This is a genomic window from Chromobacterium subtsugae (assembly GCF_001676875.1).
In the GTDB taxonomy this organism is placed as follows: domain Bacteria; phylum Pseudomonadota; class Gammaproteobacteria; order Burkholderiales; family Chromobacteriaceae; genus Chromobacterium; species Chromobacterium subtsugae.
The window spans coordinates 204,614-227,353 of record NZ_JYKA01000006.1 but is presented as its reverse complement, the minus strand read 5'-3'; the positions used below and the strand labels follow the sequence as shown (position 1 = coordinate 227,353).

31 protein-coding genes are annotated in these 22,740 nt (G+C 65.1%); 15 read left to right on the top strand and 16 right to left on the bottom strand.

The window, feature by feature from the left end; all coding sequences use genetic code 11:
- The 11 genes from MY55_RS23425 to MY55_RS24000 all read left to right on the top strand — a co-directional run bounded on the left by MY55_RS23425 (nt 1) and on the right by MY55_RS24000 (nt 9,576).
- Nucleotides 1-168 (top strand): hypothetical protein, encoded by a 168-nt coding sequence (locus MY55_RS23425; protein WP_155419454.1) that lies wholly within the window; start codon nt 1-3, stop codon nt 166-168.
- Between the two features lie 38 nt (nt 169-206).
- Nucleotides 207-1,244 (top strand): phosphoribosylformylglycinamidine cyclo-ligase, encoded by a 1,038-nt coding sequence (gene purM / locus MY55_RS10540; RefSeq protein WP_065202343.1) that lies wholly within the window; start codon nt 207-209, stop codon nt 1,242-1,244.
- 95 nt (nt 1,245-1,339) lie between these two features.
- The gene (purN, locus tag MY55_RS10535; RefSeq protein ID WP_047238580.1) at nt 1,340-1,981 is read left to right on the top strand and encodes a phosphoribosylglycinamide formyltransferase; all 642 of its coding nucleotides are present in this window, start codon (nt 1,340-1,342) and stop codon (nt 1,979-1,981) included.
- Nucleotides 1,982-3,163 carry a DUF3108 domain-containing protein gene (locus tag MY55_RS10530; protein WP_065202342.1) on the top strand — a complete coding sequence of 394 codons (1,182 nt, stop codon included), beginning with the start codon at nt 1,982-1,984 and terminating at the stop codon, nt 3,161-3,163.
- Nucleotides 3,159-4,412 (top strand): RsmB/NOP family class I SAM-dependent RNA methyltransferase, encoded by a 1,254-nt coding sequence (locus MY55_RS10525; protein WP_197465963.1) that lies wholly within the window; start codon nt 3,159-3,161, stop codon nt 4,410-4,412. Before MY55_RS10530 ends, MY55_RS10525 begins: the two co-directional genes overlap by 5 nt.
- 135 nt (nt 4,413-4,547) lie before the next feature.
- Nucleotides 4,548-5,915: a chloride channel protein gene (locus tag MY55_RS10520; RefSeq protein ID WP_047238071.1), complete on the top strand. Its 1,368-nt coding sequence runs from the start codon at nt 4,548-4,550 to the stop codon at nt 5,913-5,915.
- Nucleotides 5,916-5,988: 73 nt separating this feature from the next.
- Nucleotides 5,989-6,300, top strand: a complete 312-nt coding sequence (gene grxD, locus MY55_RS10515; RefSeq protein ID WP_043576435.1) for a Grx4 family monothiol glutaredoxin — start codon at nt 5,989-5,991, stop codon at nt 6,298-6,300.
- Nucleotides 6,301-6,536: 236 nt separating this feature from the next.
- Nucleotides 6,537-7,172 carry a uracil phosphoribosyltransferase gene (upp, locus tag MY55_RS10510; RefSeq protein ID WP_047243261.1) on the top strand — a complete coding sequence of 212 codons (636 nt, stop codon included), beginning with the start codon at nt 6,537-6,539 and terminating at the stop codon, nt 7,170-7,172.
- 77 nt (nt 7,173-7,249) lie between these two features.
- Complete coding sequence (locus MY55_RS10505) at nt 7,250-7,888, top strand: hypothetical protein (RefSeq protein ID WP_065202341.1); 639 nt, start codon at nt 7,250-7,252, stop codon at nt 7,886-7,888.
- A 40-nt stretch (nt 7,889-7,928) separates the two neighbouring features.
- Nucleotides 7,929-9,170, top strand: coding sequence for a uracil-xanthine permease family protein (locus MY55_RS10500; RefSeq protein ID WP_099049638.1), 1,242 nt, complete (start codon nt 7,929-7,931; stop codon nt 9,168-9,170).
- A gap of 229 nt (nt 9,171-9,399) precedes the next feature.
- Nucleotides 9,400-9,576, top strand: a complete 177-nt coding sequence (locus MY55_RS24000; RefSeq protein ID WP_162837606.1) for a hypothetical protein — start codon at nt 9,400-9,402, stop codon at nt 9,574-9,576.
- A 46-nt stretch (nt 9,577-9,622) separates the two neighbouring features.
- Here the strand turns inward: MY55_RS24000 and MY55_RS10495 are convergent, their stop codons facing one another.
- Entirely contained in the window at nt 9,623-10,522 is a 900-nt protein-coding gene (locus tag MY55_RS10495; protein WP_043576443.1) for a LysR family transcriptional regulator, read from the bottom strand.
- Nucleotides 10,523-10,698: 176 nt separating this feature from the next.
- On the opposite strand from MY55_RS10495, the gene MY55_RS23995 reads away from it, so the two are divergent.
- Nucleotides 10,699-10,857, top strand: coding sequence for a hypothetical protein (locus tag MY55_RS23995; RefSeq protein WP_162837607.1), 159 nt, complete (start codon nt 10,699-10,701; stop codon nt 10,855-10,857).
- Between the two features lie 79 nt (nt 10,858-10,936).
- On the opposite strand, the gene MY55_RS10490 is transcribed toward MY55_RS23995, so the two are convergent.
- From MY55_RS10490 to MY55_RS10475, 4 genes are all read right to left on the bottom strand, one after another.
- Complete coding sequence (locus MY55_RS10490; RefSeq protein ID WP_065202339.1) at nt 10,937-11,443, bottom strand: GNAT family N-acetyltransferase; 507 nt, start codon at nt 11,441-11,443, stop codon at nt 10,937-10,939.
- Nucleotides 11,440-11,949 (bottom strand): GNAT family N-acetyltransferase, encoded by a 510-nt coding sequence (locus MY55_RS10485; RefSeq protein WP_065202338.1) that lies wholly within the window; start codon nt 11,947-11,949, stop codon nt 11,440-11,442. The genes MY55_RS10490 and MY55_RS10485 overlap by 4 nt, the downstream gene beginning before the upstream one ends.
- Complete coding sequence (locus tag MY55_RS10480; protein WP_043576449.1) at nt 11,946-12,464, bottom strand: GNAT family N-acetyltransferase; 519 nt, start codon at nt 12,462-12,464, stop codon at nt 11,946-11,948. The genes MY55_RS10485 and MY55_RS10480 overlap by 4 nt, the downstream gene beginning before the upstream one ends.
- Nucleotides 12,465-12,557: 93 nt before the next feature.
- Complete coding sequence (locus tag MY55_RS10475) at nt 12,558-13,289, bottom strand: AraC family transcriptional regulator (protein ID WP_047238074.1); 732 nt, start codon at nt 13,287-13,289, stop codon at nt 12,558-12,560.
- A gap of 115 nt (nt 13,290-13,404) precedes the next feature.
- Between MY55_RS10475 and MY55_RS10470 the strand changes: the two genes are divergently transcribed.
- The 3 genes from MY55_RS10470 (at nt 13,405) to MY55_RS10460 (ending at nt 15,082) form a co-directional block, all read left to right on the top strand.
- Entirely contained in the window at nt 13,405-13,746 is a 342-nt protein-coding gene (locus MY55_RS10470) for a DUF7709 family protein (RefSeq protein ID WP_043576452.1), read from the top strand.
- Nucleotides 13,747-13,824: 78 nt separating this feature from the next.
- Nucleotides 13,825-14,376 (top strand): hydrolase, encoded by a 552-nt coding sequence (locus tag MY55_RS10465; protein ID WP_043576453.1) that lies wholly within the window; start codon nt 13,825-13,827, stop codon nt 14,374-14,376.
- Nucleotides 14,377-14,752: 376 nt separating this feature from the next.
- Nucleotides 14,753-15,082, top strand: coding sequence for a DUF2322 family protein (locus MY55_RS10460; RefSeq protein WP_043576456.1), 330 nt, complete (start codon nt 14,753-14,755; stop codon nt 15,080-15,082).
- Here MY55_RS10460 and MY55_RS10455 read toward each other — a convergent pair.
- The 11 genes from MY55_RS10455 to MY55_RS10405 all read right to left on the bottom strand — a co-directional run bounded on the left by MY55_RS10455 (nt 15,079) and on the right by MY55_RS10405 (nt 22,643).
- Nucleotides 15,079-16,395: an anaerobic C4-dicarboxylate transporter family protein gene (locus tag MY55_RS10455; protein WP_047238075.1), complete on the bottom strand. Its 1,317-nt coding sequence runs from the start codon at nt 16,393-16,395 to the stop codon at nt 15,079-15,081. The genes MY55_RS10460 and MY55_RS10455 overlap by 4 nt on opposite strands.
- A gap of 110 nt (nt 16,396-16,505) precedes the next feature.
- Complete coding sequence (locus tag MY55_RS10450) at nt 16,506-17,444, bottom strand: MarR family winged helix-turn-helix transcriptional regulator (RefSeq protein WP_244270675.1); 939 nt, start codon at nt 17,442-17,444, stop codon at nt 16,506-16,508.
- A gap of 103 nt (nt 17,445-17,547) precedes the next feature.
- Nucleotides 17,548-17,997, bottom strand: coding sequence for a 50S ribosomal protein L9 (rplI, locus tag MY55_RS10445; protein ID WP_043576464.1), 450 nt, complete (start codon nt 17,995-17,997; stop codon nt 17,548-17,550).
- A 22-nt stretch (nt 17,998-18,019) separates the two neighbouring features.
- Nucleotides 18,020-18,247, bottom strand: coding sequence for a 30S ribosomal protein S18 (gene rpsR / locus MY55_RS10440; protein WP_011137185.1), 228 nt, complete (start codon nt 18,245-18,247; stop codon nt 18,020-18,022).
- A 5-nt stretch (nt 18,248-18,252) separates the two neighbouring features.
- Nucleotides 18,253-18,552 (bottom strand): primosomal replication protein N, encoded by a 300-nt coding sequence (gene priB, locus MY55_RS10435; RefSeq protein ID WP_021476674.1) that lies wholly within the window; start codon nt 18,550-18,552, stop codon nt 18,253-18,255.
- Nucleotides 18,553-18,570: 18 nt separating this feature from the next.
- Nucleotides 18,571-18,948 (bottom strand): 30S ribosomal protein S6, encoded by a 378-nt coding sequence (gene rpsF, locus MY55_RS10430; protein WP_021476675.1) that lies wholly within the window; start codon nt 18,946-18,948, stop codon nt 18,571-18,573.
- 156 nt (nt 18,949-19,104) lie between these two features.
- A complete protein-coding gene (locus MY55_RS10425) occupies nt 19,105-19,404 on the bottom strand; it encodes a hypothetical protein (protein ID WP_047243266.1) in 300 nt (99 codons plus the stop codon).
- A 28-nt stretch (nt 19,405-19,432) separates the two neighbouring features.
- Complete coding sequence (locus MY55_RS10420) at nt 19,433-19,846, bottom strand: hypothetical protein (RefSeq protein WP_065202336.1); 414 nt, start codon at nt 19,844-19,846, stop codon at nt 19,433-19,435.
- Between the two features lie 11 nt (nt 19,847-19,857).
- Complete coding sequence (locus MY55_RS10415) at nt 19,858-20,184, bottom strand: metal-sensitive transcriptional regulator (protein ID WP_043576471.1); 327 nt, start codon at nt 20,182-20,184, stop codon at nt 19,858-19,860.
- A 59-nt stretch (nt 20,185-20,243) separates the two neighbouring features.
- Nucleotides 20,244-21,722: a multicopper oxidase family protein gene (locus MY55_RS10410; RefSeq protein ID WP_065202335.1), complete on the bottom strand. Its 1,479-nt coding sequence runs from the start codon at nt 21,720-21,722 to the stop codon at nt 20,244-20,246.
- A gap of 129 nt (nt 21,723-21,851) precedes the next feature.
- Nucleotides 21,852-22,643: an inositol monophosphatase family protein gene (locus tag MY55_RS10405; RefSeq protein WP_043576476.1), complete on the bottom strand. Its 792-nt coding sequence runs from the start codon at nt 22,641-22,643 to the stop codon at nt 21,852-21,854.
- Nucleotides 22,644-22,740: the final 97 nt, after the last annotated feature.

Below are 22,740 nucleotides of genomic sequence, written 5' to 3'. Positions count from 1 at the left end.
TTGTTCGATTTTACGCCGATACGGCCCTTCGGTGGAACCGCCTTTTGCCGCGGCGGCGGCGACGGACGCGGCGATGCCGCCGCCCGCGAAAAACCGCCCGCCGCTTTTGCCAGCCTGTTTGCCATTTTTCAGTTAAAATACAGTGCTTTCGCACCGGCGAAAGCTTGATGTAAAAATATTTCAAGTTTGCAGAAAGCGAGTTTATCTTGAATACCACGTCCCTCAGTTACCGTGATGCCGGCGTAGACATCGACGCCGGCGACGCGCTGGTCGAAAACATCAAGCCTTTTGCCAAGCGCACCATGCGCCCGGAAGTGCTCGGCGGCATCGGCGGTTTCGGCGCACTGGTGGAGATTTCCAAGAAGTACAAGGAACCGGTGCTGGTATCCGGCACCGACGGCGTCGGCACCAAGCTGAAACTGGCCTTCGACTGGAACCGCCACGACACCGTCGGCATCGACCTGGTGGCGATGAGCGTCAACGACATCCTGGTGCAAGGCGCCGAGCCGCTGTTCTTCCTCGACTACTTCGCCTGCGGCAAGCTGGACGTGGCGCAGGCCACCGAGGTGATCAAGGGCATCGCCGCCGGCTGCGAGATGGCCGGCTGCGCGCTGACCGGCGGCGAAACCGCCGAGATGCCTGGCATGTACGTGCCCGGCGAATACGACCTGGCTGGCTTCGCCGTCGGCGTGGTGGAAAAGAGCAAGGTGATTTCCGGCCGCGACATCGCCGCCGGCGACGTGGTGCTGGGCCTGGCCTCCAACGGCGTGCACTCCAACGGCTACAGCCTGGTGCGCAAGATCATCGACCGCGCGCAGCCGGAACTGGACGCGCCGTTCGACGGCGGCAAGACGCTGCGCGACGCGGTGATCGCCCCGACCCGCATCTACGTGAAGCCGCTGCTCAAGCTGATGGAAACCCTGCCGGTCAAGGGCATGGCCCACATCACCGGCGGCGGCATCACCGAGAACACCCCGCGCGTGCTGCCGGACAACGCCGTCGCCCAGATCGACGCCAAGAGCTGGGAACTGCCCAAGCTGTTCCAGTGGCTGCAGCGCGAAGGCAAGGTGGACACCCAGGAGATGTACCGCACCTTCAACTGCGGCATCGGCATGGTGGTGGTGGTGGCGGCCGAACACGCCGAGCAGGCGATGGCGCTGCTGCGCGAAGCCGGCGAAACCGTCTATCGCATCGGCACCGTCCGCGAGCGCCAGGGCGACGAGCACCAGACGCAGATCGCTTAAGGCTTAGCACACGCAGCCTTTTGCGCGCCGCTGGCCCCGCCGGCGGCGCTTGTCATTTGGCGGACGCCAATCCGAACACTGATAGACAACGGCACATGAAAAACATCGTCATCCTGATTTCCGGCCGCGGCTCCAATATGCAGGCCATCGTCAACGCCGGCATCGCCGGCGCCCGCGTCGCCGCGGTGATCGCCAACCGCCCGGACGCGGCCGGCCTCGCCTGGGCGGCCGAGCGCGGCATCGCCACCGCGGCGCTGGACCACAAGGCCTACCCCAGTCGGGAAGCCTTCGACGCCGCGCTGGCCGAGGCGATAGACGCCCACGCGCCCGATCTGGTGGTGCTGGCCGGCTTCATGCGCATCCTGACCGCAGGCTTCACCCGCCGCTACGAAGGCCGGATGCTGAACATCCATCCGTCGCTGCTGCCGGCCTTCCCCGGCCTGCACACCCACGAGCGCGCGCTGGAAATGGGCTGCAAACTGGCCGGATGCACGGTACACTTCGTCACCGCCGAGCTGGACCACGGCCCCATCGTCGCCCAGGGCGCGGTGAGCGTGCAGGACGGCGACACGCCGGACAGCCTGGCCGCGCGCGTGCTGAAGCTGGAACACCAGCTGTATCCGGAGGCGGTGCGCCGCTTCGCCGCCGGCGAGCTCTCCATCGTGAACGGCAAGGTGGCCAGCGGTCCGGCCGCCGCCTGCGATCTGATGTCCCCGCCGCCATCCTATAAGGTTTAAATGTCCCGCCGCCGTCTGCTATTGATCGCGCTGTTTCTGTCGCTGGCCCTGCACTTCGCGCTGCTGGGCTCCGGCATGCTGCCCGCCATCAGCCTGCCGCCGGCCGAAGACACCAAGCTGGAAAAGATAGACATCAAGATGCAGGCGATGGGGCTGGAAGAAGCGGCGCGCCCGGCGCCGCCAGCTGGCGCCGGCGTCAACCTGGCCCCGGCCGGCGGCGCGGCCAAACCCGCGCCGAAACCCAAACCAAAGCCGAAACCGCAGCGCAAAGCGGCCGCCTCGCAAGCGGCGGACGAACCGAAAGCCGCGGCGTCGGCGCCCGCGGCCGAAACCGCCGCCGGCCAAGGCGAGCGCGCCGCCAGCGCGCCACACGCCGAGACCGCCCCCGCGCCGTCCGCCAGCGCGCCACACGCGGAAACCCGGCATGCGGCGGCGCAGACCGCGTCCGAAGACGCGGCCAAACCGCAAGACCCGGCCGGCTTCCTGCACCCGCCGCAGCCGCTGCGCAAGTTCCCGGCCGCGGCCAAGCTCAGCTACCAGCTGTACTGGAACGGCGTCTACGCCGGAACCGGTGAGCTAAACTGGCAGCAAGGCCATGGCCGCTACCTGCTGGAAACCGTGGCGACGCCGGCGTTCGCCTACCGCATGTTCACCCGCGGCTATCGCTACCGGGTGGAAGGCGGCATAGACGCCGGCGGGCTGCGCCCGGACAGCATGCTGTCGTTCGAGGGCGACAAGGCCAAGGAAGAGGCCCGCTTCGACTACGCCGCCGGCCAGTTGCGCTACGGCATGGGCGCCGGACAGCAAGTGGCGCTGCGCGCCGGCGCGCAAGACATTTACAGCCTGGCCTTCCAGCTGGGGCTGAAGGGCGGACATCTGGGCGACAAGGCGCTGCAGATCACCACCGCCAAGAAAGTCTACGATTACCCGATGGCGCCGACTGGAGCCTTCGACTACGACACCAACGCCGGCAAGATGCGGGTCGCGGTGTTCCAGGCCAAAGGAGGCGGCGACACCACCGAATTCTGGCTGGCGACGGATTTCGCCAACCTGCCGGTGCGCATCACGCGCATCGACGACAAGAAGCGGATCGAGCTGCGCGCGGTCCGCATAGAAGTGAATGGCGCGCTGCAGTGGGAACTGCCGCCGCAACCGACGAGACTGAACAAGAATGCACATTAGCCATAGCCAACTGAAACACCTGGAAACCGTCATCGGACAGATGACCCGCTTCGACCGCCCGGCCGACGCCGTGCTGTCCGCCTATTTCCGCGAGCACAACAAGCTGGGCGGCGCCGACCGCCACCTGATCGCCGAAACCGCCTTCGGCGCGTTGCGCCGCCTGATCCAGCTGCGCGCGCTGATCGCGCCGGAGAAAGCCACGCCGCGCCGCCTGGCGCTGGTGGCGCTGATGAAATTCAACAAGCTGAACGTCAAGGAATTGACCGAAGCCACCAGCGCCGGCGAGCGCGAGTGGCTCGGCACGGTCAAAGGCAAGACGCTGGAAGACAGCCTGGAAATCCGCGCAGAGCTGCCGCAATGGGTGATCGAGCGCCTGGGCGAGCAGGAGCCGTCCGCGGTGGAGGCGCTGGGCCAGGGCCTGATGTCGATGGCGCCGCTGGACCTGCGCGTCAACACGCTGAAGATGAAGCGCGAAGAGCTGCTGGACCGCCTGAACGCCGAAGGCATCCATTGCGAAGCCACGCCGTACTCGCCGTTGGGCATCCGCCTGAAAGACAAGCCGGCGCTGTCCAAACACGAGCTCTTCAAGGCCGGCGCGTTCGAGGTGCAGGACGAGGGCAGCCAGCTCTTGGGCCTGATCACCGGCGCGCGCCGCGGCGAAATGGTGGTGGACTTCTGCGCCGGCGCCGGCGGCAAAACGCTGCTGTTGGGCGCGCAGATGTCATCCAGCGGCCGCCTGTATGCGTTCGACGTGTCGGAAAAGCGCCTGGCCAACTTCAAACCGCGCCAAGCCCGCTCCGGCCTGTCCAATGTGCACCCGCAACTGCTGGCGCACGAAAACGACGCCAAGGTGAAACGCCTGGCCGGCAAGGCCGACCGCGTGCTGGTGGACGCCCCCTGCTCCGGCCTGGGCACCCTGCGCCGCAATCCGGACCTGAAATTCCGCCAGAGCCCGGACAGCGTCGCCGAACTGAACGCCAAGCAGGCGTCCATCCTCGCCTCCGCCTCGCGGCTGGTGAAGAGCGGCGGCCGCCTGGTCTACGCCACCTGCAGCCTGCTGCCGCAGGAAAACCAGGCCATCGTCGAGGCCTTCCTGGCCGAGCACGCCGACTTCCGCCTGCTGAAGATGGACGAGGTGCTGGCCGAGCAGAAAATCCCGCTGCAATGCGGCGATTACCTGGAGCTGAAACCCCATCTGCATAACACCGACGGCTTCTTCGCCGCGGTACTGGAACGCAGCGCCGGCTAAGCCTCTCAATCCGCTTCAGACACAGCCCGCCAGCGCCCCGCCCGCGGGCTGTTCTCGTATTGGATCGGCATTCGTAGTACATTAGCGCCTGATAATTCTATCTCGCCCGGCCCCCGGCCCTGGAGCACCGACCCGATGCAGGACTACCTCAGCCGCCGCAACAGCCGGCAGAAAATGAACCGCCAGCTGCGTTATCTCTACCTGTCCGCGGCCCAATGGCGGCGGCAACTGCCGGTATGGATCGCGGCCATCCTGATCGGCGTGGTGGCTTACGTGTTCGCGCTGGGCAGCCATCTGTCTCACGACCTGTTCTACCAGGCCTATTCCTATTCGCCATACTGGAGCCTCTTGATCACCCCGGCGGGCCTGGCGCTGGCGATCTGGATCATGCACCGCTTCTTCCCCGGCTCGGCCGGCGGCGGCATCCCGCAATCCATCGCCGCGCTGGAGCCCGGCATGGAAAAGCTGCGCGAGACCTGTTTCACGCTGCGCGCCGCCTTCGGCAAGGTGCTGCTGACGCTGATAGGCATCAGCTCCGGCGCCACCTTCGGCTACGAAGGCCCCATCGTCCAGGTCGGCGCCGCCATCAAGTACTCGCTGAACCGCAAGGCCGCGCTGCGCCACGAGGGCGCCGCGCGCAGCTTCATCCTGGCCGGCGCCGCCGCCGCGGTGGCCGCCGCCTTCAACGCGCCGCTGGCCGGCATCGTGTTCGCCATCGAGGAAATGGGCCGCACCTTCGACATGCGCGCCAGTTCCACCATTCTGCTGTCGGTGATCGTGGCCGGCCTCACCACCTTCGCCATCAACGGCAACTACAACTATTTCGGCGTGGTGCAGGTGGCGATGGACAGCAACCAGACCTGGCTGGCCATCCCGGTATGCGGCGTGATCGGCGGCCTGGTCGGCGGCCTGGCCTGCCGGGTGCTGCTGGCGCTGTCTCAGCGGTTGCCCGGCCCGCTGCACGGCTGGCGCGTCCGCTACCCGATACGCTTCGCCGCCGGCTGCGGCCTGGCGCTGGCGGTGATAGGCATCGCCAGCCACGGCAGCACCTTCGGCACCGGCTACTTCCGCGCCCGCGACATCATCGAAGGCCACGGCGCGGCGCTACAGGATTACGGCGCGCTGAAGCTGATCAGCATGTTCGTCAGCCACATCAGCGCGGTGCCTGGCGGCATGTTCGCGCCGTCGCTGGCGGTGGGCGCCGGCTTCGGCCTCAATATGTCACAGCTTCTGCCGTTCTTGCCGCAGACCATGGTGGTGCTGCTGGGCATGGTCGGCTTTTTCGCCGGCATGACCCGAGCGCCGATGACCGGTTTCGTCATCGTGATGGAAATGACCGACACCTCGGGCATGATCATTCCGCTGATGGCCACCGCGCTGGTCGCGGCGTCGGTTTCGCGGCTGGTCAGCCGCCGCGCGCTGTACGAGGGCCAAGTGCGGCTGTTCCTGCCGCAATGGCACGCCAGGCTTAGGCAAATTGACCAGCCCGGTGGCCGCACGTAGAATAACTTATTGAAAAGATCGGGTATTTGCCGGGCGGCGTCATCCCCCCGGCGCAACGCTAAGGATTGCACACATGTCGATTCAACAAGATATTCAACAAACCGTCGCCGCCAACACCGTGGTGCTGTTCATGAAGGGCTCGGCCCAGTTCCCGCAGTGCGGCTTCTCCTCGCGCGCGGTGCAGATCCTCAAAGCCTGCGGCGTCGAGGACTTTCTCACCGTCGACGTGCTGCGCGACCCGGACATCCGCCAGGGCATCAAGGACTTCTCCAACTGGCCGACCATTCCGCAGCTGTACGTGAAGGGCGAGTTCGTCGGCGGCTCCGACATCATGTACGAGATGTTCCAGAACGGCGAACTGCAGGAAATGCTGAAAGACCTGTAATCGCGGTCTTCGCGCGCTCCCCGACCCGGCCTTGGCCGGGTTTGTCGTTTGCGCCGCGGCAAATTTGTCCGCAAACGGACTTTATCCTGTGGATTTCCCGGCGCGAGAAGCGTTAAAATACGCACCCATACCACCCACGGCAGCCCTGCGGCTGCCGCTGTCATATGTATTCGAAAGCTGTTTGCCGCGCGAAACCTCCGCGGCAAGCAGCTTTTTGCCAAGGTAGGGAGCCAGAATTGAACATCACCATCGTCGATCACCCGCTGGTCCAGCACAAGCTGGGCCTGTTGCGCGAAGCGGACACCAGCACCATGAAATTCCGCCAGCTGACCCAGGAGCTGGCGCGCCTGCTCGCTTACGAAGCCACCCGCGACTTCGAGCTGGAAACCGTCTCCATCGACGGCTGGTGCGGCAAGATAGACGTCAAGCAGATCAAGGGTAAGAAAGTGACCGTGGTGCCTATCCTGCGCGCCGGCATCGGCATGCTGGACGGCGTGCTGGACCTGGTGCCGTCGGCCAAGATCAGCGTGGTGGGCCTGGCCCGCAACGAAGAGACGCTGGAGCCGGTATCCTACTTTGAAAAATTCGTCGGCAATCTGGACGAGCGCATCGCCATCATCATCGACCCGATGCTGGCCACCGGCGGCTCGCTGGTCGCCACCATCGACCTCCTGAAGCGCAACGGCTGCAAAACCATCAAGGCGGTGGTGATGGTGGCGGCGCCGGAAGGCGTGAAGATCGTCAACGACGCCCACCCGGACGTGCAAATCTATGCCGCTTCGCTCGACAGCCATCTGAACGAGCACGGCTACATCATCCCCGGCCTCGGCGATGCCGGCGACAAGATCTTCGGCACCAAGCAGCAGGCCTGATCGGCCATGCTTTTCCATCAGCCGCCCGTTGCCTCCGCAGCCGGCGGCTTTTTTGCAAGCCCGCAACGAGGAACGCCATGGACCGCTACGCCGCGATAGACGCCGACTTTCTCGCCCGCTTCCCCGGCGGCTTCCAGGACCCGGACTGGCAAACGCTCGCCCGCCGGCACAAAAGCTACGCCAAGGCCGAGGCGCTGTGCCAGAGCGAGCTGACCCGCGCCAAGCTGGACGCGGCGCTCGCCAGCGGCAAGCTGGCCGACGCCACCCACGCCTGCCGCCAGATCATCTCGCTGGCCACCACGGTCAGCACTTTCGAGAAGATCGCCTTCCGCAACTACCTGGACAACCGCGACCTGAACCTGCCCTTCGTCCAGGCGCTGCGCGATGTGTTGCATGATTTCAGCCCGGACAGCTTCGCCGCCTATGTGGACACGCTGGCGATGGCGCGGACCGACCCCAAGGCCAACGCCGCCAAATGGCCGATCGTCAGCTGCTTCCTGGCCTGCTTCGATCCGCAGGTCCATGTCTGCGTCAAGCCGACCACGGTGAAGAAAGTGGCGGCGCGCCTGGGCGTGGACATTCGCTACCAAGCCAAGCCGAACTATGAATGCTACGAGGCGGTGCAGCGTATGGTGCAGGATTTCAAGCGCCGCAGCATGGTGGCTGCCGATGTCGACAATGTGCTGGCGCAGGCGGTGATGTATTGCGCCGTCTGAGCCCGACAAGATTACAAAACCAAAACAAGGAAGAATGATGATGCAACAACTGAAGCTGGCGGTGTCCGGCGCCCAGATCCTGTTCGTCGCCTTCGGCGCGCTGGTGCTGGTGCCGCTGCTCACCGGCCTGAATCCGGCGATGGCGCTGCTGGGCGCCGGCCTCGGCACCCTGCTGTTCCAGGCCTGCACTGGCCGCCAGGTGCCGATTTTCCTCGGCTCCTCCTTCGCCTTCATCGGCCCCATCATCTACTCGATCCACACCTGGGGCCAGGGCGCGACCATGTTCGGCCTGTTCGCCGCCGGCTTCATGTACTTCGTGTTCGCCGCCATCGTGCGCTGGCGCGGCATGGCGCTGGTCAACAAGTTGCTGCCGTCGGTGGTGATCGGCCCAGTGATCATGATCATCGGCCTGTCGGTCGCCACCGCCGCTTCCGGCATGGCGATGGGCCAGGCCGGCGGCAAGCAGGTGCTGCCGTATGAAACCTCGCTGCTGCTGGCGGCCATTTCGCTGGCCACCACCATCGTCGTCTCCATCTACGCCCGCGGCATGTTCAAGCTGGTGCCCATCCTGGCCGGCGTCGTCGTCGGCTACATCGCGGCCGCCTTCCTCGGCGCGGTGGACTTCGCCAAACTGGCCGCCGCGCCGTGGTTCGCGGCGCCCGCCTTCCACAGCCCGGAAGTCAACTGGGCGGCAGCTGCCTTCATGCTGCCGGTGGCCATCGCCCCGGCCATCGAGCACATCGGCGGCGTGATGGCGATAGGCGGCGTCACCGGCAAGGATTACACCAAAGCCCCCGGCCTGCACCGCACGCTGGCCGGCGACGGCCTGGGCGTGTGCGTGGCCGGCCTGATCGGCGGCCCGCCGGTGACCACCTACGCCGAAGTGACCGGCGCGGTGATGATCACCCGCAACTTCAACCCGGTGACCATGACCTGGGCGGCCATCTTCGCCATCTGCATGGCCTTCTTCGGCAAGTTCAACGCGCTACTGCAATCGATTCCGATGCCGGTGATGGGCGGCATCATGGTGCTGCTGTTCGGCACCATCGCCTCCATCGGCCTGAAGACGCTGATCGAGGCCAAGGTGGACCTGATGGAGCCGCGCAACCTGGTGATCATCTCGGTGGTGCTGACCGCCGGCATCGGCGGCCTGACGCTGAAGCTGGGCGACTTCGCGCTGGCCGGCGTCGGCCTGTGCTCCTTGCTGGCCATCCTGCTGAACCTGATCTTGCCGCGCCAGGCGGCCAGCCACGACGGCATCGTCGAAGGCCAGGACATCTAGCCTCCGGCGGCGGCTCCGCCATGGAGCCGCCGCGCCTAAGGCGCTGATTCTATAAACATGTTTACAATTGGGCACATGTCAAAGACGCTGACGCTGCCTACACTGCAATCAGCGCCTCGGCACGAGGCCGCGGCGCCGTTGACCGGAGCCAAACTGCTGCCCAACCCAGCTTCACTTGCCCACAGCGGCTTGACACGGCCTGACCTCCTACAGCAAAAAGGATAAAGCCATGTTGAAGACCATACTCGCCAGTTCCCTGTCTCTCCTGCTGCTTTCCGCATCGGCCATGGCCGGCAGCGACGGCCTGTCCGTGATGTGGGCGATGCGCGGCCGGATGGACGCCCAGTTGCACAACCAGCCGGCGCCGATGGTGCCGCAGTTCAATTCCATCCCGTCCGACCGCTAAGCGCAAGCAGCCCCAACCGCCTGCCGCCGGCAGGCGGTTTCACGTCTCAGATCGTCAGCTCGCCGTCCGCCACCGCCCGCTCCAGCCGCTGCACGAACCATTGCAGCGCCCGCCCCGGCTGCTCCAGTTTCCAGGCGAAGCACATCGGCGGGAAGGTGCCGTTCTCCTCTTCCTCTTTCTCCACCAGATGGCCGCTGTCCAGCCAGCGCTGCACATGCGAGCGCGGCAGGTGGCCGCTGCCCAGCCCGGCCAGAATCGCCTTCAATTTGGCCTGGCTGCTGTGCACGGTCAGCACCTGCTGCCCTTCCAGCAAGCCGCCGGTGCGCGCCGGCAGGCGGCGCGAGGTATCGCCGACCGCCACCGCGCGATGGCGGCGCAGCAGATGCGGCGGCAGCGGATTGGGCGCGTCGGCCAGCGGGTGGCCGGCCGCCACAACCAGCGCGAAGTCGTAGTCGCCGATATTGCGGGTGAAATAATCGCCGGGCGGCGGCTGGTTGGGCGCGCCTATCACCAGGTCGGCGCGGTCGTCGTACAAGGCGTCCCAGATGCCGCCGAAGCTTTCGCGGATGAATTGCAGCCGGGTGTCGGACTGCAGTTGGTCGAAATCGGCGATGGATGGCAACAGCTGCTCGAAACCGACCAGGTCTCCCACCACGATGCGCAGCTTGTCCTCCCAGCCCTGAGCCTGCTTGCTGACCCTCAGCTCCAGCTGGCGCGCGGCGTCCAGCAGATGGCGGCCGTCGCGCAGCAGCCGCTCGCCGGCCGGCGTCAGCCGCGCGCGATGGCCGCTGCGGTCGTAGATCGCCACTCCCAGTCCCTGCTCCAGCTTCTGAATGGTGTAGGTCAAGGCCGACGGCACTTTGTACAAAGCCTCCGCCGCCGCGGCGAAACTGCCGTGCTGCTCGATCGCATCCAATACCTGCAGAGCTTCCAAAGTCAGTTTCATCTGCGCCACTCATTCATTTTTTTTGAACACTTTGTTCGGTTCTTTTCGATTTTATCGCGTTCAAAGCCGCAATAGAATGAATTCCGTAACAAGACACCAGCAAAAACCGAACAAGGCATCAATATTTTTGATCCATAACCACTTGCTGGCACCACACACAAATAAAGGAAACCGCCATGCTGAAGCAAACCACTCTTGCCGCCCTGTCCCTGATCCTGCTGTCCGGCGCCGCCATGGCCGGCAGCGACGGCTACGCCAACATGAAGGCGATGCGCGACCGCATGGCCAGCGAGCAAACCCAGCAAGTGCAGCAACAAGCGCCGGCGCAAAAGTAAGCCGCCGCTCCCGCTGGCCAAAAGACAACGCCGCGAACCTTCCGGTTCGCGGCGTTGTTTTGCGTTAAGCGCTCCTCAGTCAGGAGTCGGGACGCAAACGCCCCATCAGCAAGGCATCATGGTAAGCGCCGTTGCGGAACGAATGCGCGCGCATCCGCGCCTCCTCGACAAAGCCAAACTTGCGGTACAAGGCCTGCGCCGCCTGGTTGTCGGGATAAACCGTCAACTCGATCCGTTCGAAGCCTATCCAGCTGTCGGCCAGGTCCAGCATGGCCGCCATCAGCAGCGTGCCGACGCCGCGGCGCTGCCAGTCGCGGTGGACATTGATGCCCAAACCGGCGATATGCTCCAGCCTGGCTTCGTCCAGCCGCCACAAGCCGGCGCTGCCGACCACCTTGCCCGCCGCGTTCTGGGAAACCAGCTGATACCGCCCGGCGCACAGCAACTTGCCCATGCGCGAGGCCATGGTGGCGGAAGACGGGAAAGGCAGCTGCAGAGTATTGCCGTATACCGACGGGTCCGAGGCTAACTCTTGCAAATCGGCCGCGTCGGCCGGCTCCAGATGGCGGATGCGCAATTCGCTCATTTCCACTCCCCCTCGCGCAGCCGCGCCATCGCCAGCACATCGTGGTAAACGCCGTCGCGCAGCGCATAGGCGCGCAGCCGCGCTTCTTCGACGAAACCGAATTTGCGGTATAGGGCTTGCGCGCGCAGATTATCGGCGAACACCGTCAGCTCGATGCGGCGCAGTCCCTGCCAGTTGTCGGCCAAATCCAGCGTCGCCGCCATCAGCAGCGAGCCGACGCCGCGGCCATGCTGCGCGGAAGCGACGCCGATGCCGATTTCGGCGCCGCGCAGCAGGCGCTCGCGGCGGGCCGGGATCAGCGCGGCCCAGCCGATTGCCAGGCCAGCCGCGTCCACCGCCACCAGCACGGTTCGTCCTGGCTCGTGCTTCTGCAGCCATTCGCGGCGCTTGCTCAAGGCGGGGCAAGGCAGGCCCAGCATGGAACCGAATACCGCCGGGTCGCTGAACAGCGCGTTCAAGGCCTCGGCGTCGGATGGCTCGGCATGGCGGATGCGATAATCGTTCATGCTTGCGCCCTCCCCGGCCAGTTCAGCCGGCCCATCACCAGCACGTCTTCAAGCTTGCCTGCGCGCAGCTGCTCCTGCCGCATCCGCCCCTCGTACTCGAAGCCGCACTTTTCATACAACGCGATGGCGCGGGCATTGTCATGCACCACCTTCAGCTCGATGCGGATCAGCCCCAGCCAGTTGTCGGCCAGGTCGACGATGGCGCGCATCAAGGCCCCACCCACCCCTTTGCCCTGCCAGTCGTCGCGCACGATCAGGAACAGGCTGGCGCTGTGGCGCACCCGCATGCCCTCGTTGACGATCAGGCCGACGGTGCCGACCACCTCGCCGTCGCCGCTACAGGCCACCAGTTGGTAAAGGTTGGCGGGCCGCTCGCTCAGCCGCTTTTCGGTGGCGGACAAAGGCTGATACGGCAATTGCAGGGTGTCGGGATACACGCTGGGAGCGGTCGTGATGCGATGGATGGCGGCGGCGTCGGAAGGTTCGACGGAACGAATCGACAAGGACTGGGACATGGCGGTCTCCGAAGTTGGTGGGCGCCGGCGGGATCGCCGCGTGGCCCGGCAGACCATCATGCCAAATATTTATTGTGCATAGCAATATAATTTTCAGCCCGACAAAAACCGGCCCGGCGTCGCGCCGAAACAGCGGCGGAAGGCGGCGATGAAGGCGCTGCTGTCGCAATAGCCCAGCTCCAGCGCGCAGAAACCCACCGCTCTCCCCTCCGCCAGCAGCGCCTGCGCCCGCATCATCCGCAGCCGCTCGCGCCATTCGCCCAGCCCCAGGCCGGTTTCGGCGCGGAAATGGCGGATCAGGCTGCGGCGCGACATGCCGATATGGCCGGCCCAGCGTTGCAGATCCCAATCCAATGCCGGCTCCCGCAGCAGATCTTGCGCCAGCCGGCGCAGCGCCGGATGCTTCGGCCACGGCAGGCAGGACGGGTGCGGCGCGGCCCAGCCCAGTTCATCCACCAGCACCTGCAGCAGGCGCGCCGCGGCCGCCGCGCCGCCCGCTTCCGGCCAGGCGGCCAGGCGCTGGAAGATGCCGTCCAGCAGGGGGCTGCCGCTCCATGCCTGCAGCTGCGCCGGCAGCCGATCCAGCGCCGCCCCGCGCCCCTCCAGGCTCCAGCCCTCCAGGTCGCCGTGATAATGCGCGCCATGCGGCAAGCCGGCCGGCAGCCAGCCCAGGCACCCCGCCGGCAGCAGCATGCGCCGCTCCGCGGCGACCAGCTCCAGCGCGCCGCGGCGGACCAGCGTCAGCTGGCCGCCTTCATGGGCATGCATGGCGGTGTGGTCGCCGGCCCGCCGCTTCAGCGGCGTCAGCCTGACGCCGCCAGCCATTAACGCATCCGCTGCCATATTGGCCCTTTTTCAATATCCATTGGCACTCTATACAAAGCGCGCCGATCGCGCCAGCGCGATACTGGCCTCACCCCAACCCAACAGGAGCCAAACCATGAAACCATCCATCCAGACCGTCGCCCACACCAACGAACTGGCCGCCATCAACAGCAAGGTGATCGCCGACGGCGAAACCCTGCCGGCGGTGAAGCTGCGCGACGGCAGCACGGTGCAGACCGGCACCGTCGCCGCCATGCTGGTCAATATCGCCGCCTATAACCGCGGCGAACGCGGCGAGGTGGAGCGCCAGCTGGAATTGGCCGTGCCGACCCTGTTCAAGGTCGGGCTGTTCGATCTGTTCCCGGTTGAGGAATGGCTGCGCGGCGATAATCCCGGCCGCGCCTTGCTGGGCGCGATGGCCGCCCTCCACCTGGCCGACCAGGCAAACAACACATAGGCATATTCCGGCCATGGCAAGGATGCCGGCGGCCGGCATTGGCGCTAAGCTGGCGGTTCGATTCCACCGGAGCTGAACATGCTGATGCAAAGACAGGACGCCGCGCTGCTGGTCGTCGACATCCAGGACAAGCTGCTGCCGGCGGTGCACGACGCCGACGGCCTGCTCAAACGCAGCCGCTGGCTGGTGGCCGCCGCGCGCGATCACCAGCTGCCCATCGTGTTTTCCGAGCAATACCCGCGCGGGCTGGGCGGCACGGCGGCGGCGCTGCGCGAGGCGGCGCCGGAAGCGCCAACGGTGGACAAGCTGCATTTCTCCTGCGTGGCGGCGGACTGTCTGCCGCCGCTGCTGACCGACAAGCGCCAGATCATCGTCTGCGGCATGGAGGCGCATGTCTGCGTGCTGCAGACCGCGTTGGAACTGCTGCAGGCCGGCAAGCAGGTATTCGTGGTGGCGGACGCGGTGTCCAGCCGCAAGGCCTCCGACGTGGAGCTGGCGCTGGCGCGGATGCGCGCGGCCGGCGCGCAGATCGTCAGCCGCGAGATGGTGCTGTTCGAGCTGCTGCGCCAATCCGGCAGCGATCACTTCAAACAGATGAGCCAACGCTACCTGATGGGCGAGCAGCCCTGAGCAGGCCGCGAAAATGAAGCGGGGTTGTCGAAGCTTACCTCTTCGACAACCCCGTTCCAATGGCGGCTGAGCCGCTCTCGTCCTCCCCTTTGCAGACTGGCGCTGCGGACCTTGCGGCCCCGCTCACTAGCTTGCCCTTTACTAAGCAAGCGCCGTGCCAGCCAACCATGCTCAGGCAAGTCAGGGTTTTGGCGCTGCGCTGATAATCAAACCAGCCAGAAATGCACCAAACTGGTGCAAAAATCAGTTAGCCAGCACCAAACTGAAACACAAATTAACATTACCCGTCACATAAAAGACAGAGACGTACTGGAACTGTCATGTTTTGCCCTTATTCTCATAGGCTGAAGCCGCAAACATAACAAGGAGAACGGATATGACCACCTTCCAGGAACAGCTGTCCACCCTGCCCGCCACCGACGGCGTCGCCGCCATCGTGCTGCTGAACCCGGCCGGCGAAGCCGTGCACCGGCTGGAAAACCAGCCCGGCACCGCCGGCTCGCTGCGCGTCTACCACGCGCTGGTGAAACGCCACGGCCACATCGACCGCAAGGCCGCGCGCGAGGGACTGGAATTGTTCGCCGAGCACACCGCCGCCGCCCGCGCGCAGCCGGGCAGCCATCCCAATATCGACCGCCTGCTGGCCATCGCCGAGCAGGACGCGCCCGGCCTGCGCGCCCGCCTGGTTTTGGCTAGCGAGGACTAAACGCCGCGCAGCGCCATCAGCGCGAAACCGGCGGCGATCGACGCCGCCGTCGTCGCCAGCCCCGGCAGGATGAAGCTGTGGTTGAACACCCAGCGGCCGATGCGGGTGCTGCCGGTGTAATCCATCTCCACCGCCGCGATCAGGCTGGGATAGCTCGGCAACACGTACACCCCCACCACCGCTGGAAAGATGGCTATCAGCGTCGGCGCAGCCAGCCCCAGCGACACCCCCAGCGGCATCATCACCTTGGTGGTGGCGCCCTGGCTGAACAGGATCACCGCCATGGTGAACACCGCGAAGGCGAACAGCCACGGCGCCTGGTGGATGATGCTGACGATATTGTGCTGGAACAACGGCAGATTGGCCTGGATGAAGGTATCGCTCATCCACGCCGCGCCCAGGATGGTGACGGCCGCCACCGCGCCGGAGCGGAACATGCTGCCGGACACCATCGCCTGCAGGTCGGCCTTGCACAACAGCACCGCCAACGCCGAATAGCTGAGCATGCACATCTGGATCACGTCCACCATCGCCACCGGCTCCAGGCCCTTCGCGCCTTGCCATGCGGGACGCAGCTGCGGCATGGCCGCCAGCAGCACGATCAGCGCCACCGTGAACAGAAACCCATACACCGACCAGGCCGCGGTGCGCGGCAGCGCTTGCACGCCGGCAGCCTGCGGCCGCGCGATGCCGCCCGATGCCAGCCGGTGCCGATACACCGGATCATCGGCCAGCTCGCGGCCATAGCGCAACATCACCAGGCTGCCGGCCAGCGCGCCGATCAGAGTGGCCGGAATGCTGATCATGATGATGTCGGTCAGCGCCACGCCGTGCGGCGCCAGCACCGTGGCCAGCGCCACCGTGGCCGCCGAAACCGGGCAGGCGACGATGGCGTTTTGCGATGCCACCGTCAGGCCCGCCAACGGCCGCTCCGGCCGGATGCCGGTTTTCTCCGCCACTTCCACCACGATGGGCATCAGCGCCAGCGCGATGAAGCCGGTGCCGGCGAGAAAAGTGGACAGCCAGCCCACCAGCGGCGCCAGCAGCACGATATGGCGCGGGTTGCGCCGCAAGAAGCGCGCCGCGATGCCCACCATGTAGTCCAGCCCCCGGGCCGACTGCAACGCCGCCGAGGCGGTGATGACCGAGATGATGATCAGGATCACGTCTATCGGCGCGTGGCCGGGCTTGAGGCCGAAGACGAAAGTCAGGATGAACAGACCGGCGCCGCCGGTGACGCCCAGGCCGATGCCGCCCATGCGCACGCCGAGGAAAATGGCGCCCAGCACCACCAGAAGTTGCAGGTAAACCATGATGCGGCTCCCAAGATATCCGAGCCTGATTGTCCCAGCATCCTGGCGCCGCGTACTTGTCGAAAATCAGTACTTGCTTATGCAAAATCCGGCGACGAGCGCAAAGCCGCTCAGCGCTGCAGCGCCAGCGCCATGCGAATTTCGCAGCCGCCATGGCCGGTATCGCCCCAGCGCTCGTCCAGCAGGGCGAAGCCTTCCGCCCGGTACAGCGCCGTCGCCTCGGCCAGCGCAGCGGTGGTTTCCAGATAGCACTGGCGGTAGCCCAGCGCCCTGGCCTTGGCCAGCAGCAGCCGCAGCAGGCGCCGCCCCAGCCCGCGGCCGCGCAAGGCCGGGTCGAAATACATCTTCTGCAATTCGCACACGCCCTGGGCGCCGCCGGCCAGCGGCGCGATGCCGCCGCCGCCCAACAGCCGCCCGTCCGGCGCCACCACCACCAGGTAGCGCGAATCCAGCCGGTTGTACGCCGGGAACAACGCGTCCAACTGCGGATCCAGGAAGCTGCAGCCATCGCCCAGCCCGTACTCGGCCGACACCCGGCGGATCAGCGCCGCCAGCGGGCCGTTGTCGGCCGCCGCCAGCGGCCGGATCGCGAAGCCCTGCTGGCTGTCGGCGTCGCGCAGCGCGCGCCGGTACAACCTCAGGCCATCCTCCAGCCGGGCGCGCTCCGCCTCGTCCAGTTGCGCCAGCACCCGCGCCATGTCGGCGTCCATCGCCGCGTGCAGCCGCGCCAGCCAGTCGCGGCCGGAGCCGGTCAATTCGGCCTGCTTGCTGCGGCCGTCGGCCGGATCGGCGCGCCAGGCGATCAGCCCGCGCTCGGACAAACGCTGCAGCGGCCGGCTGCTATTGGATTTATCCACCCGCAAACGGTCCGCCAGCTGCTGATTGCTGGCCGGACCGCTTTCCAGCTCGATCAGCAGATGCGCCTCCACCGGCGTCAGCGCCACTTCGCCGCAATGGCTGGACAACATGCCCAGCGCGCGCACCACATCGCGCGACAATGCGCGCAGCTCCCTCTCCCGCATGGCGGCCCCCTCACTCAGTTGCGACACGCAACCATATCGTCATTCGTTGCGTATCGCAACCACTGTGGCGATAGGCGTGAAAAAACCCGCTCGAAAGCGGGTTTTTCTTCAAGCCGTCCTGAATCAGGAATTAGGCTTCAGCAACTACGACAACCTTGATCGGGCTCACAACGTCGTGGTGCAGGGCGATTTCGATGTCGTACTCGCCGATGGCCTTGAACGGGCCGTTCGGCAGGCGAACTTCGAAACGCTTCACTTCCACGCCGAACGCGGTCACGGCTTCAGCCACGTCCACATTGGTCACGGAGCCGAACAGACGACCGTCAACACCGGCTTTTTGAGCGATGGTGATAACAGCGTCAACCAGCTTTTCAGCGCGAACCTTGGCGTCGGCCAGGATTTCGGCTTGCTTGGCTTCCAGTTCGGCGCGGCGAGCTTCGAACTCTTTCAGGTTGTTTTCGGTCGCGCGCTTGGCTTTGCCTTGCGGGATCAGGAAGTTGCGGGCGAAGCCGTTCTTCACGTTGACCACGTCACCCAGTTGACCCAGGTTGGCAACTTTTTCGAGCAGAATGATTTGCATCTTTTAAGTTCCTTTCCCGGTCTTAGTGCTGGTCGGTGTACGGCAGGAAAGCCAGGAAGCGAGCACGCTTGATAGCGGTGGTCAGCTGACGCTGGTAGCGAGCCTTGGTACCGGTGATGCGAGCCGGGATGATTTTGCCGTTTTCGGCGATGAAATCCTTCAGGAGATCAACGGATTTGTAGTCGATTTCCTTGATGCCTTCTGCCGTGAAGCGGCAGAACTTCTTGCGCTTGAAGAGTTGACGAGCCATTTTGACTAACCTTTTACAAATTCAACATATTCGATATTGAGTACCAACCGCGGATTGCGCAGACTGCGCTGGCCAAGGAACCCGGTGACGTTGATCACCTGCCCCGCCAGTTTCCCGGAATGCTTCCGGGCGTCGTCGCCTATCCACACGGCCTGTATATCGCAGGCCACATCACGCTCGAATCCGCCAGCTGTCTGTCTAGACTGATGCTTGAGCCACATTTCCACTACCGGCAAGCCGGCGGGCGTGTATCTCAGCGCATCCTCGCGTTCAACCGTGACGGTCAATACCAGACGGTTCTGCAAGTCCGCTACCTCTGCCGATTAGGCAGAAGCTTCGGCCTCGGCTGCCGGCTGCTGGGCGTCCAGCAGGTTTTTAGCCTTTTCGTCCTTCATCATCGGGGACGCGTCGGTGATGGCGCGGTCCAGCTTGATGCTGAGGTGACGCAGAACAGCGTCGTTGAACTTGAAGGCGTGCTCGATCTCGGCCAGGGTTTCCGACTGGCACTCAACGTTCATCAGAACGTAGTGAGCTTTGTGCAGCTTCTGGATCGGGTAAGCCAGTTGGCGACGGCCCCAGTCTTCCAGACGGTGGATCTTGCCTTCGGCGGCCAGAACCATACCCTTGTAGCGTTCGATCATGGCCGGGACCTGTTCGGACTGGTCCGGGTGCACGATGAACACGATTTCGTAATGGCGCATGTGAACTCCTTTTGGCTATTCGTAGCCTTTTGCCATGCGGTTGCAAAAGGCAAGGTAGTAAACCGCAGCATTCTACGCACTTTGCCGCGGCCAGGCAAACTTTAAGCGCGATTTTTCAGCGACTTCGCGGCGCGGCGCCGGCAAAACGCGGCGCTTTTACAACTTCTTGCTGCGCTTGATGTTGACCACCACGCCGTCGCGCAAGGTGACGATGGTGGTGTAGGGAATGTTGCCGTTGGCCAGCCAGGACAGCTGGCGGGTAGTGGAGACGGTGGCGATGCCGCTGGCCAGCCCGCCCTGGTTGCTGTCGCTGCCGTAGTCGGGCTTGCCAGCCACCGACACCAGCTCGGCCTCCAGCATGCCGTTGTGCAGCTTGATGAAGGTTTCGAACGGAATCGGGTCGGCGCTGGCGGCGCCGGTCAACAATAGCGCCGCGATGGCGAGTGTGGTTTTCATTGCATGTCTCCGGTAAGCGTGAACAGCATTAGAGGCGATAGGGATGCAGCAAGCGGAGTTGTTTTTCTGTCATGCGAGGAAAGTGGTAATTCCCACCCGACTCCCAAGACTTGGTCCCGGCAATGATCCCCAACTCCATCATTTGCCTCAACAACTCGTCATGGGGATAAAGGTAAAACTGCTCGCCATCACGAAAAGCGATATGGAAATTCTTGCCGCAGTACTTGCGGTCAAACAACAGTCGACAACCTTTCAGCTGCACCTTGAGAAAAGTCTCGCCGTCGATATGGCAGGCTATGAAATCGGCTCCCTGCCAGTCATCCGTCAAGCGCAGGCAGTTGAAGCCGTAATCCGCCAACACCGCCGCCAGCTTCTGGAAATTGTAGTTTTCCTTCTGCCTGGCATTCAGTTGGTCATACTCGACACGCGCCCAAGCCGCCATCGCCACGCGCCCTAGCGCACCTTCTTCACCACGTCGATCAGCTCGGTCACCATGCCGGTGGCGTCGCCCTGCTGCAAGGCGCGCGCCACGCAGCCTTTCATGTGGTTTTCCAGCAACTGCAGCGCCACCGCGTCCATCGCCGACTTCACCGCCGCCACCTGCGTCAGCACGTCGACGCAGTAGCGGTCGGCCTCTATCATGCCGCCGATACCGCGCACCTGGCCCTCTATCCGCGCCAGCCGCTTCAGCAGCGCGGCCTTGCCCGGCTGCACCACCACCCGCTCGGCGGCGGGGGCGTCGTGGCAGCATTCCTCATGCGGGTGACGGGTATCGGTCATGGCTCATCCTGAATTGTCGATGTCGGCATTATCGCGCATCCGGCGCCGGCGCGCCCGGCCTAGGCGCTGACATCCAGCATGCCCATCATGCCGGCGTCCTCGTGCTCCAGAATGTGGCAGTGGAACATGCGCGGCCCAGGCAGGTCCTGGCGGAAGCGCAGCCTCACCTTCTGCTCCGGCGGCACATTGACCACGTCGCGCCAGGCAAGGTAGGGTTCGCGCCGCCAGCCCTTGCCGTCATGCCGCTCGGTCACCTGGAACTGGGTGCCGTGCAGGTGGAAGGGGTGGTCCATATCGGCCTGATTGTCGATTTCCCACTCCTCCACCACGCCGACCTTGCCGGTGAAGTCCATCCGGTCCATATCGAAGGTCTTGCCGTTGATCAGGAACATCGCCGCCGGATTGGCCATGTCCTCGCTGAACGCCACGCGGCGCCTCACCGCCGGCTTCGGCAGCGGCGCGATCGTCCGCAGCCTGGACGGCAGCGCCGCCGTCGCGACCGCCGGTCCGGCCTCAACATCCAGCAGCGGCAAAACCTTGTCCTGCTCCGGCCCCATCATCTTGCCGCGCGCGTACGGCAAGGCCAACAAGCCGGCCGGCTTGCCGGCGGCGAAGCGGCCGGTGACGGCCAGCTCGGCGCGCGCTCCCGGCGGCAGCAATAGCGAATCGATGCGGAGCGGCTTTTCGATCAGCCCGCCGTCGGTGCCCACCAGCCAGACCTCGTGCGCAGGCAGCGCCAGCTTCAGCACCCGGGCGCTGGTGGCGTTCCAGACGCGCCAGCGCTGGCGCTCGCCGACGCCCAGCGTCAGCTTCGGCTGCCAGGCGCCGTTGACCAGCACGAACTGGCCCTCGCGGCCGTCCATTTGGTCCGCCTCGCTATTGGCGGCGATTTGCCCCTGCTCGTCCAGCTTCAGGTCGGACAGCACCAGCCACCGTTCGGGCAGATGCGCCAGCGGATCGTCGCGGCGCTTCACCACAAACACCCCGGCCAGACCGCGGTATACCTGCTCGGCGGTATGGCCGTGCGGATGCGGGTGGTACCAATAAGTCCCGGCGCAGCCTGGCGGCAGCGCGAAGCGGTAGTCGCGCGTTTGCCCGGGCGCCACTGGATCGTGCGGATTGCCGTCCTGATCGGCCGGAATCGGCAGACCGTGCCAATGCACGGTGGTGGCCTGCGGCAGGCGGTTGTCGAAGCGCAGATGCAGCGCATCGCCTTCGTACAATTCGATGGCGGGCCCCGGCACGCTGTCGTTGTAGGCCCAGAAAGCGGTGGCCGCCTTGCCGGGCAGCAAGGGCAGATTCAACGCGGCGGCGGTCAAGCAGCCGCTGAGCGCGCCCTCCTTGCCCTCCAGCGGCAAGCGCGGCAACGCCGGCAACGGCTGGCCGCGCGCCAACTCCAGGCCGGCCGCTGCCGGCAACGCGGCCGCGATATCCTGGCCGCCGTGTCCGGCATGGCTGGAAGCGGCCAGGGCCGGGCGGCCCAGCCAGGACGAGAGGGCCAGCGCGCCTCCCCACTGCATCACTTGTCGACGTTGCATCTCACACTCCATCAGATACCCCACATGGGTATATTGAAACCTAGAGCGCGCCAACTGGCAACCGTTCCGCGCGGCCATAAAAAAACGGCAAGCCTGAGGCTTGCCGTTTTTGGGGATGAAGACTGGCGCTTACTTGCCGACGTGCGGCGCCAGAGTGTGCAGCAGCTGCGCCAGCACTTTCGGGTTGGCGGCGACGATGTCGCCCGATTCCAGCCAACCCTGCTCGCCGGTGAAGTCGGTGACGATGCCGCCGGCTTCCTGCACGATCAGACTGCCGGCCGCGATGTCCCACGGCTTCAGGTTCAGCTCGAAGAAGCCTTCGACGCGGCCGCAGGCCACATTGCACAGGTCGAGCGAGGCCGCGCCTTCGCGGCGCACGCCGGCGGCCTTGCCGATCACGTCCTTCAGCATGCCCATATACTGGTCCAGATAACTCTGGTCCGACACCGGGAAGCCGGTGGCGATCACGCACTCGTTCATCATGAAGCGCTTGGACACGCGGATGCGGCGGTCGTTGAGGAAGGAACCCACGCCGCGCGAGGCGGTGAACAGGTCGTTGCGGCTGGGGTCGTACACCACCGCCTGCTGGATCTGGCCCTTGTGCGCCAGCGCGATGGAAATCGCGAACTGCTGGTGGCCGCGCAGGAAGTTGGTGGTGCCGTCGATGGGGTCGATGATCCACTCGTATTCGGAGGAGCCGACGCCTTTGGCGCCCGACTCTTCTGCTAGAATCGCGTGTTTCGGGTAGGCCTCGAGGATGGTTTGGATGATAGCCTCTTCGGCTGCGCGGTCCACCTCGGTAACGAAGTCATTGTGTTTCTTCTTCTCTACGCGAATGGTATCGAGGTTAAGCGACGCGCGCTGGATAACACTGCCAGCGCGGCGAGCGGCTTTAACCGCGACATTGAGCATCGGATGCATTGACGGCCTCTACACTTGAACAATGGGCAGGCGCGGCGTTCGATGACGCGACGCCTGCCGGTAACAATCTGGGTTAAGGAACAAAAAAACCCGACGC

Bases quoted from the DNA above. Each gene is read 5' to 3' on its own strand.
- purN (WP_047238580.1), top strand. From the start codon at position 1,340: ATGAAAAACATCGTCATCCTGATTTCCGGCCGCGGCTCCAATATGCAG.
- MY55_RS10530 (WP_065202342.1), top strand. From the start codon at position 1,982: ATGTCCCGCCGCCGTCTGCTATTGATCGCGCTGTTTCTGTCGCTGGCC.
- MY55_RS10520 (WP_047238071.1), top strand. From the start codon at position 4,548: ATGCAGGACTACCTCAGCCGCCGCAACAGCCGGCAGAAAATGAACCGC.
- grxD (WP_043576435.1), top strand. From the start codon at position 5,989: ATGTCGATTCAACAAGATATTCAACAAACCGTCGCCGCCAACACCGTG.
- MY55_RS10505 (WP_065202341.1), top strand. From the start codon at position 7,250: ATGGACCGCTACGCCGCGATAGACGCCGACTTTCTCGCCCGCTTCCCC.
- MY55_RS10500 (WP_099049638.1), top strand. From the start codon at position 7,929: ATGCAACAACTGAAGCTGGCGGTGTCCGGCGCCCAGATCCTGTTCGTC.
- MY55_RS24000 (WP_162837606.1), top strand. From the start codon at position 9,400: ATGTTGAAGACCATACTCGCCAGTTCCCTGTCTCTCCTGCTGCTTTCC.
- MY55_RS10495 (WP_043576443.1), bottom strand. From the start codon at position 10,522: ATGAAACTGACTTTGGAAGCTCTGCAGGTATTGGATGCGATCGAGCAG.
- MY55_RS23995 (WP_162837607.1), top strand. From the start codon at position 10,699: ATGCTGAAGCAAACCACTCTTGCCGCCCTGTCCCTGATCCTGCTGTCC.
- MY55_RS10490 (WP_065202339.1), bottom strand. From the start codon at position 11,443: ATGAGCGAATTGCGCATCCGCCATCTGGAGCCGGCCGACGCGGCCGAT.
- MY55_RS10485 (WP_065202338.1), bottom strand. From the start codon at position 11,949: ATGAACGATTATCGCATCCGCCATGCCGAGCCATCCGACGCCGAGGCC.
- MY55_RS10480 (WP_043576449.1), bottom strand. From the start codon at position 12,464: ATGTCCCAGTCCTTGTCGATTCGTTCCGTCGAACCTTCCGACGCCGCC.
- MY55_RS10475 (WP_047238074.1), bottom strand. From the start codon at position 13,289: ATGGCTGGCGGCGTCAGGCTGACGCCGCTGAAGCGGCGGGCCGGCGAC.
- MY55_RS10470 (WP_043576452.1), top strand. From the start codon at position 13,405: ATGAAACCATCCATCCAGACCGTCGCCCACACCAACGAACTGGCCGCC.
- MY55_RS10465 (WP_043576453.1), top strand. From the start codon at position 13,825: ATGCTGATGCAAAGACAGGACGCCGCGCTGCTGGTCGTCGACATCCAG.
- MY55_RS10460 (WP_043576456.1), top strand. From the start codon at position 14,753: ATGACCACCTTCCAGGAACAGCTGTCCACCCTGCCCGCCACCGACGGC.
- MY55_RS10455 (WP_047238075.1), bottom strand. From the start codon at position 16,395: ATGGTTTACCTGCAACTTCTGGTGGTGCTGGGCGCCATTTTCCTCGGC.
- rplI (WP_043576464.1), bottom strand. From the start codon at position 17,997: ATGCAAATCATTCTGCTCGAAAAAGTTGCCAACCTGGGTCAACTGGGT.
- rpsR (WP_011137185.1), bottom strand. From the start codon at position 18,247: ATGGCTCGTCAACTCTTCAAGCGCAAGAAGTTCTGCCGCTTCACGGCA.
- rpsF (WP_021476675.1), bottom strand. From the start codon at position 18,948: ATGCGCCATTACGAAATCGTGTTCATCGTGCACCCGGACCAGTCCGAA.
- MY55_RS10425 (WP_047243266.1), bottom strand. From the start codon at position 19,404: ATGAAAACCACACTCGCCATCGCGGCGCTATTGTTGACCGGCGCCGCC.
- MY55_RS10420 (WP_065202336.1), bottom strand. From the start codon at position 19,846: ATGGCGGCTTGGGCGCGTGTCGAGTATGACCAACTGAATGCCAGGCAG.
- MY55_RS10415 (WP_043576471.1), bottom strand. From the start codon at position 20,184: ATGACCGATACCCGTCACCCGCATGAGGAATGCTGCCACGACGCCCCC.
- MY55_RS10410 (WP_065202335.1), bottom strand. From the start codon at position 21,722: ATGCAACGTCGACAAGTGATGCAGTGGGGAGGCGCGCTGGCCCTCTCG.
- MY55_RS10405 (WP_043576476.1), bottom strand. From the start codon at position 22,643: ATGCATCCGATGCTCAATGTCGCGGTTAAAGCCGCTCGCCGCGCTGGC.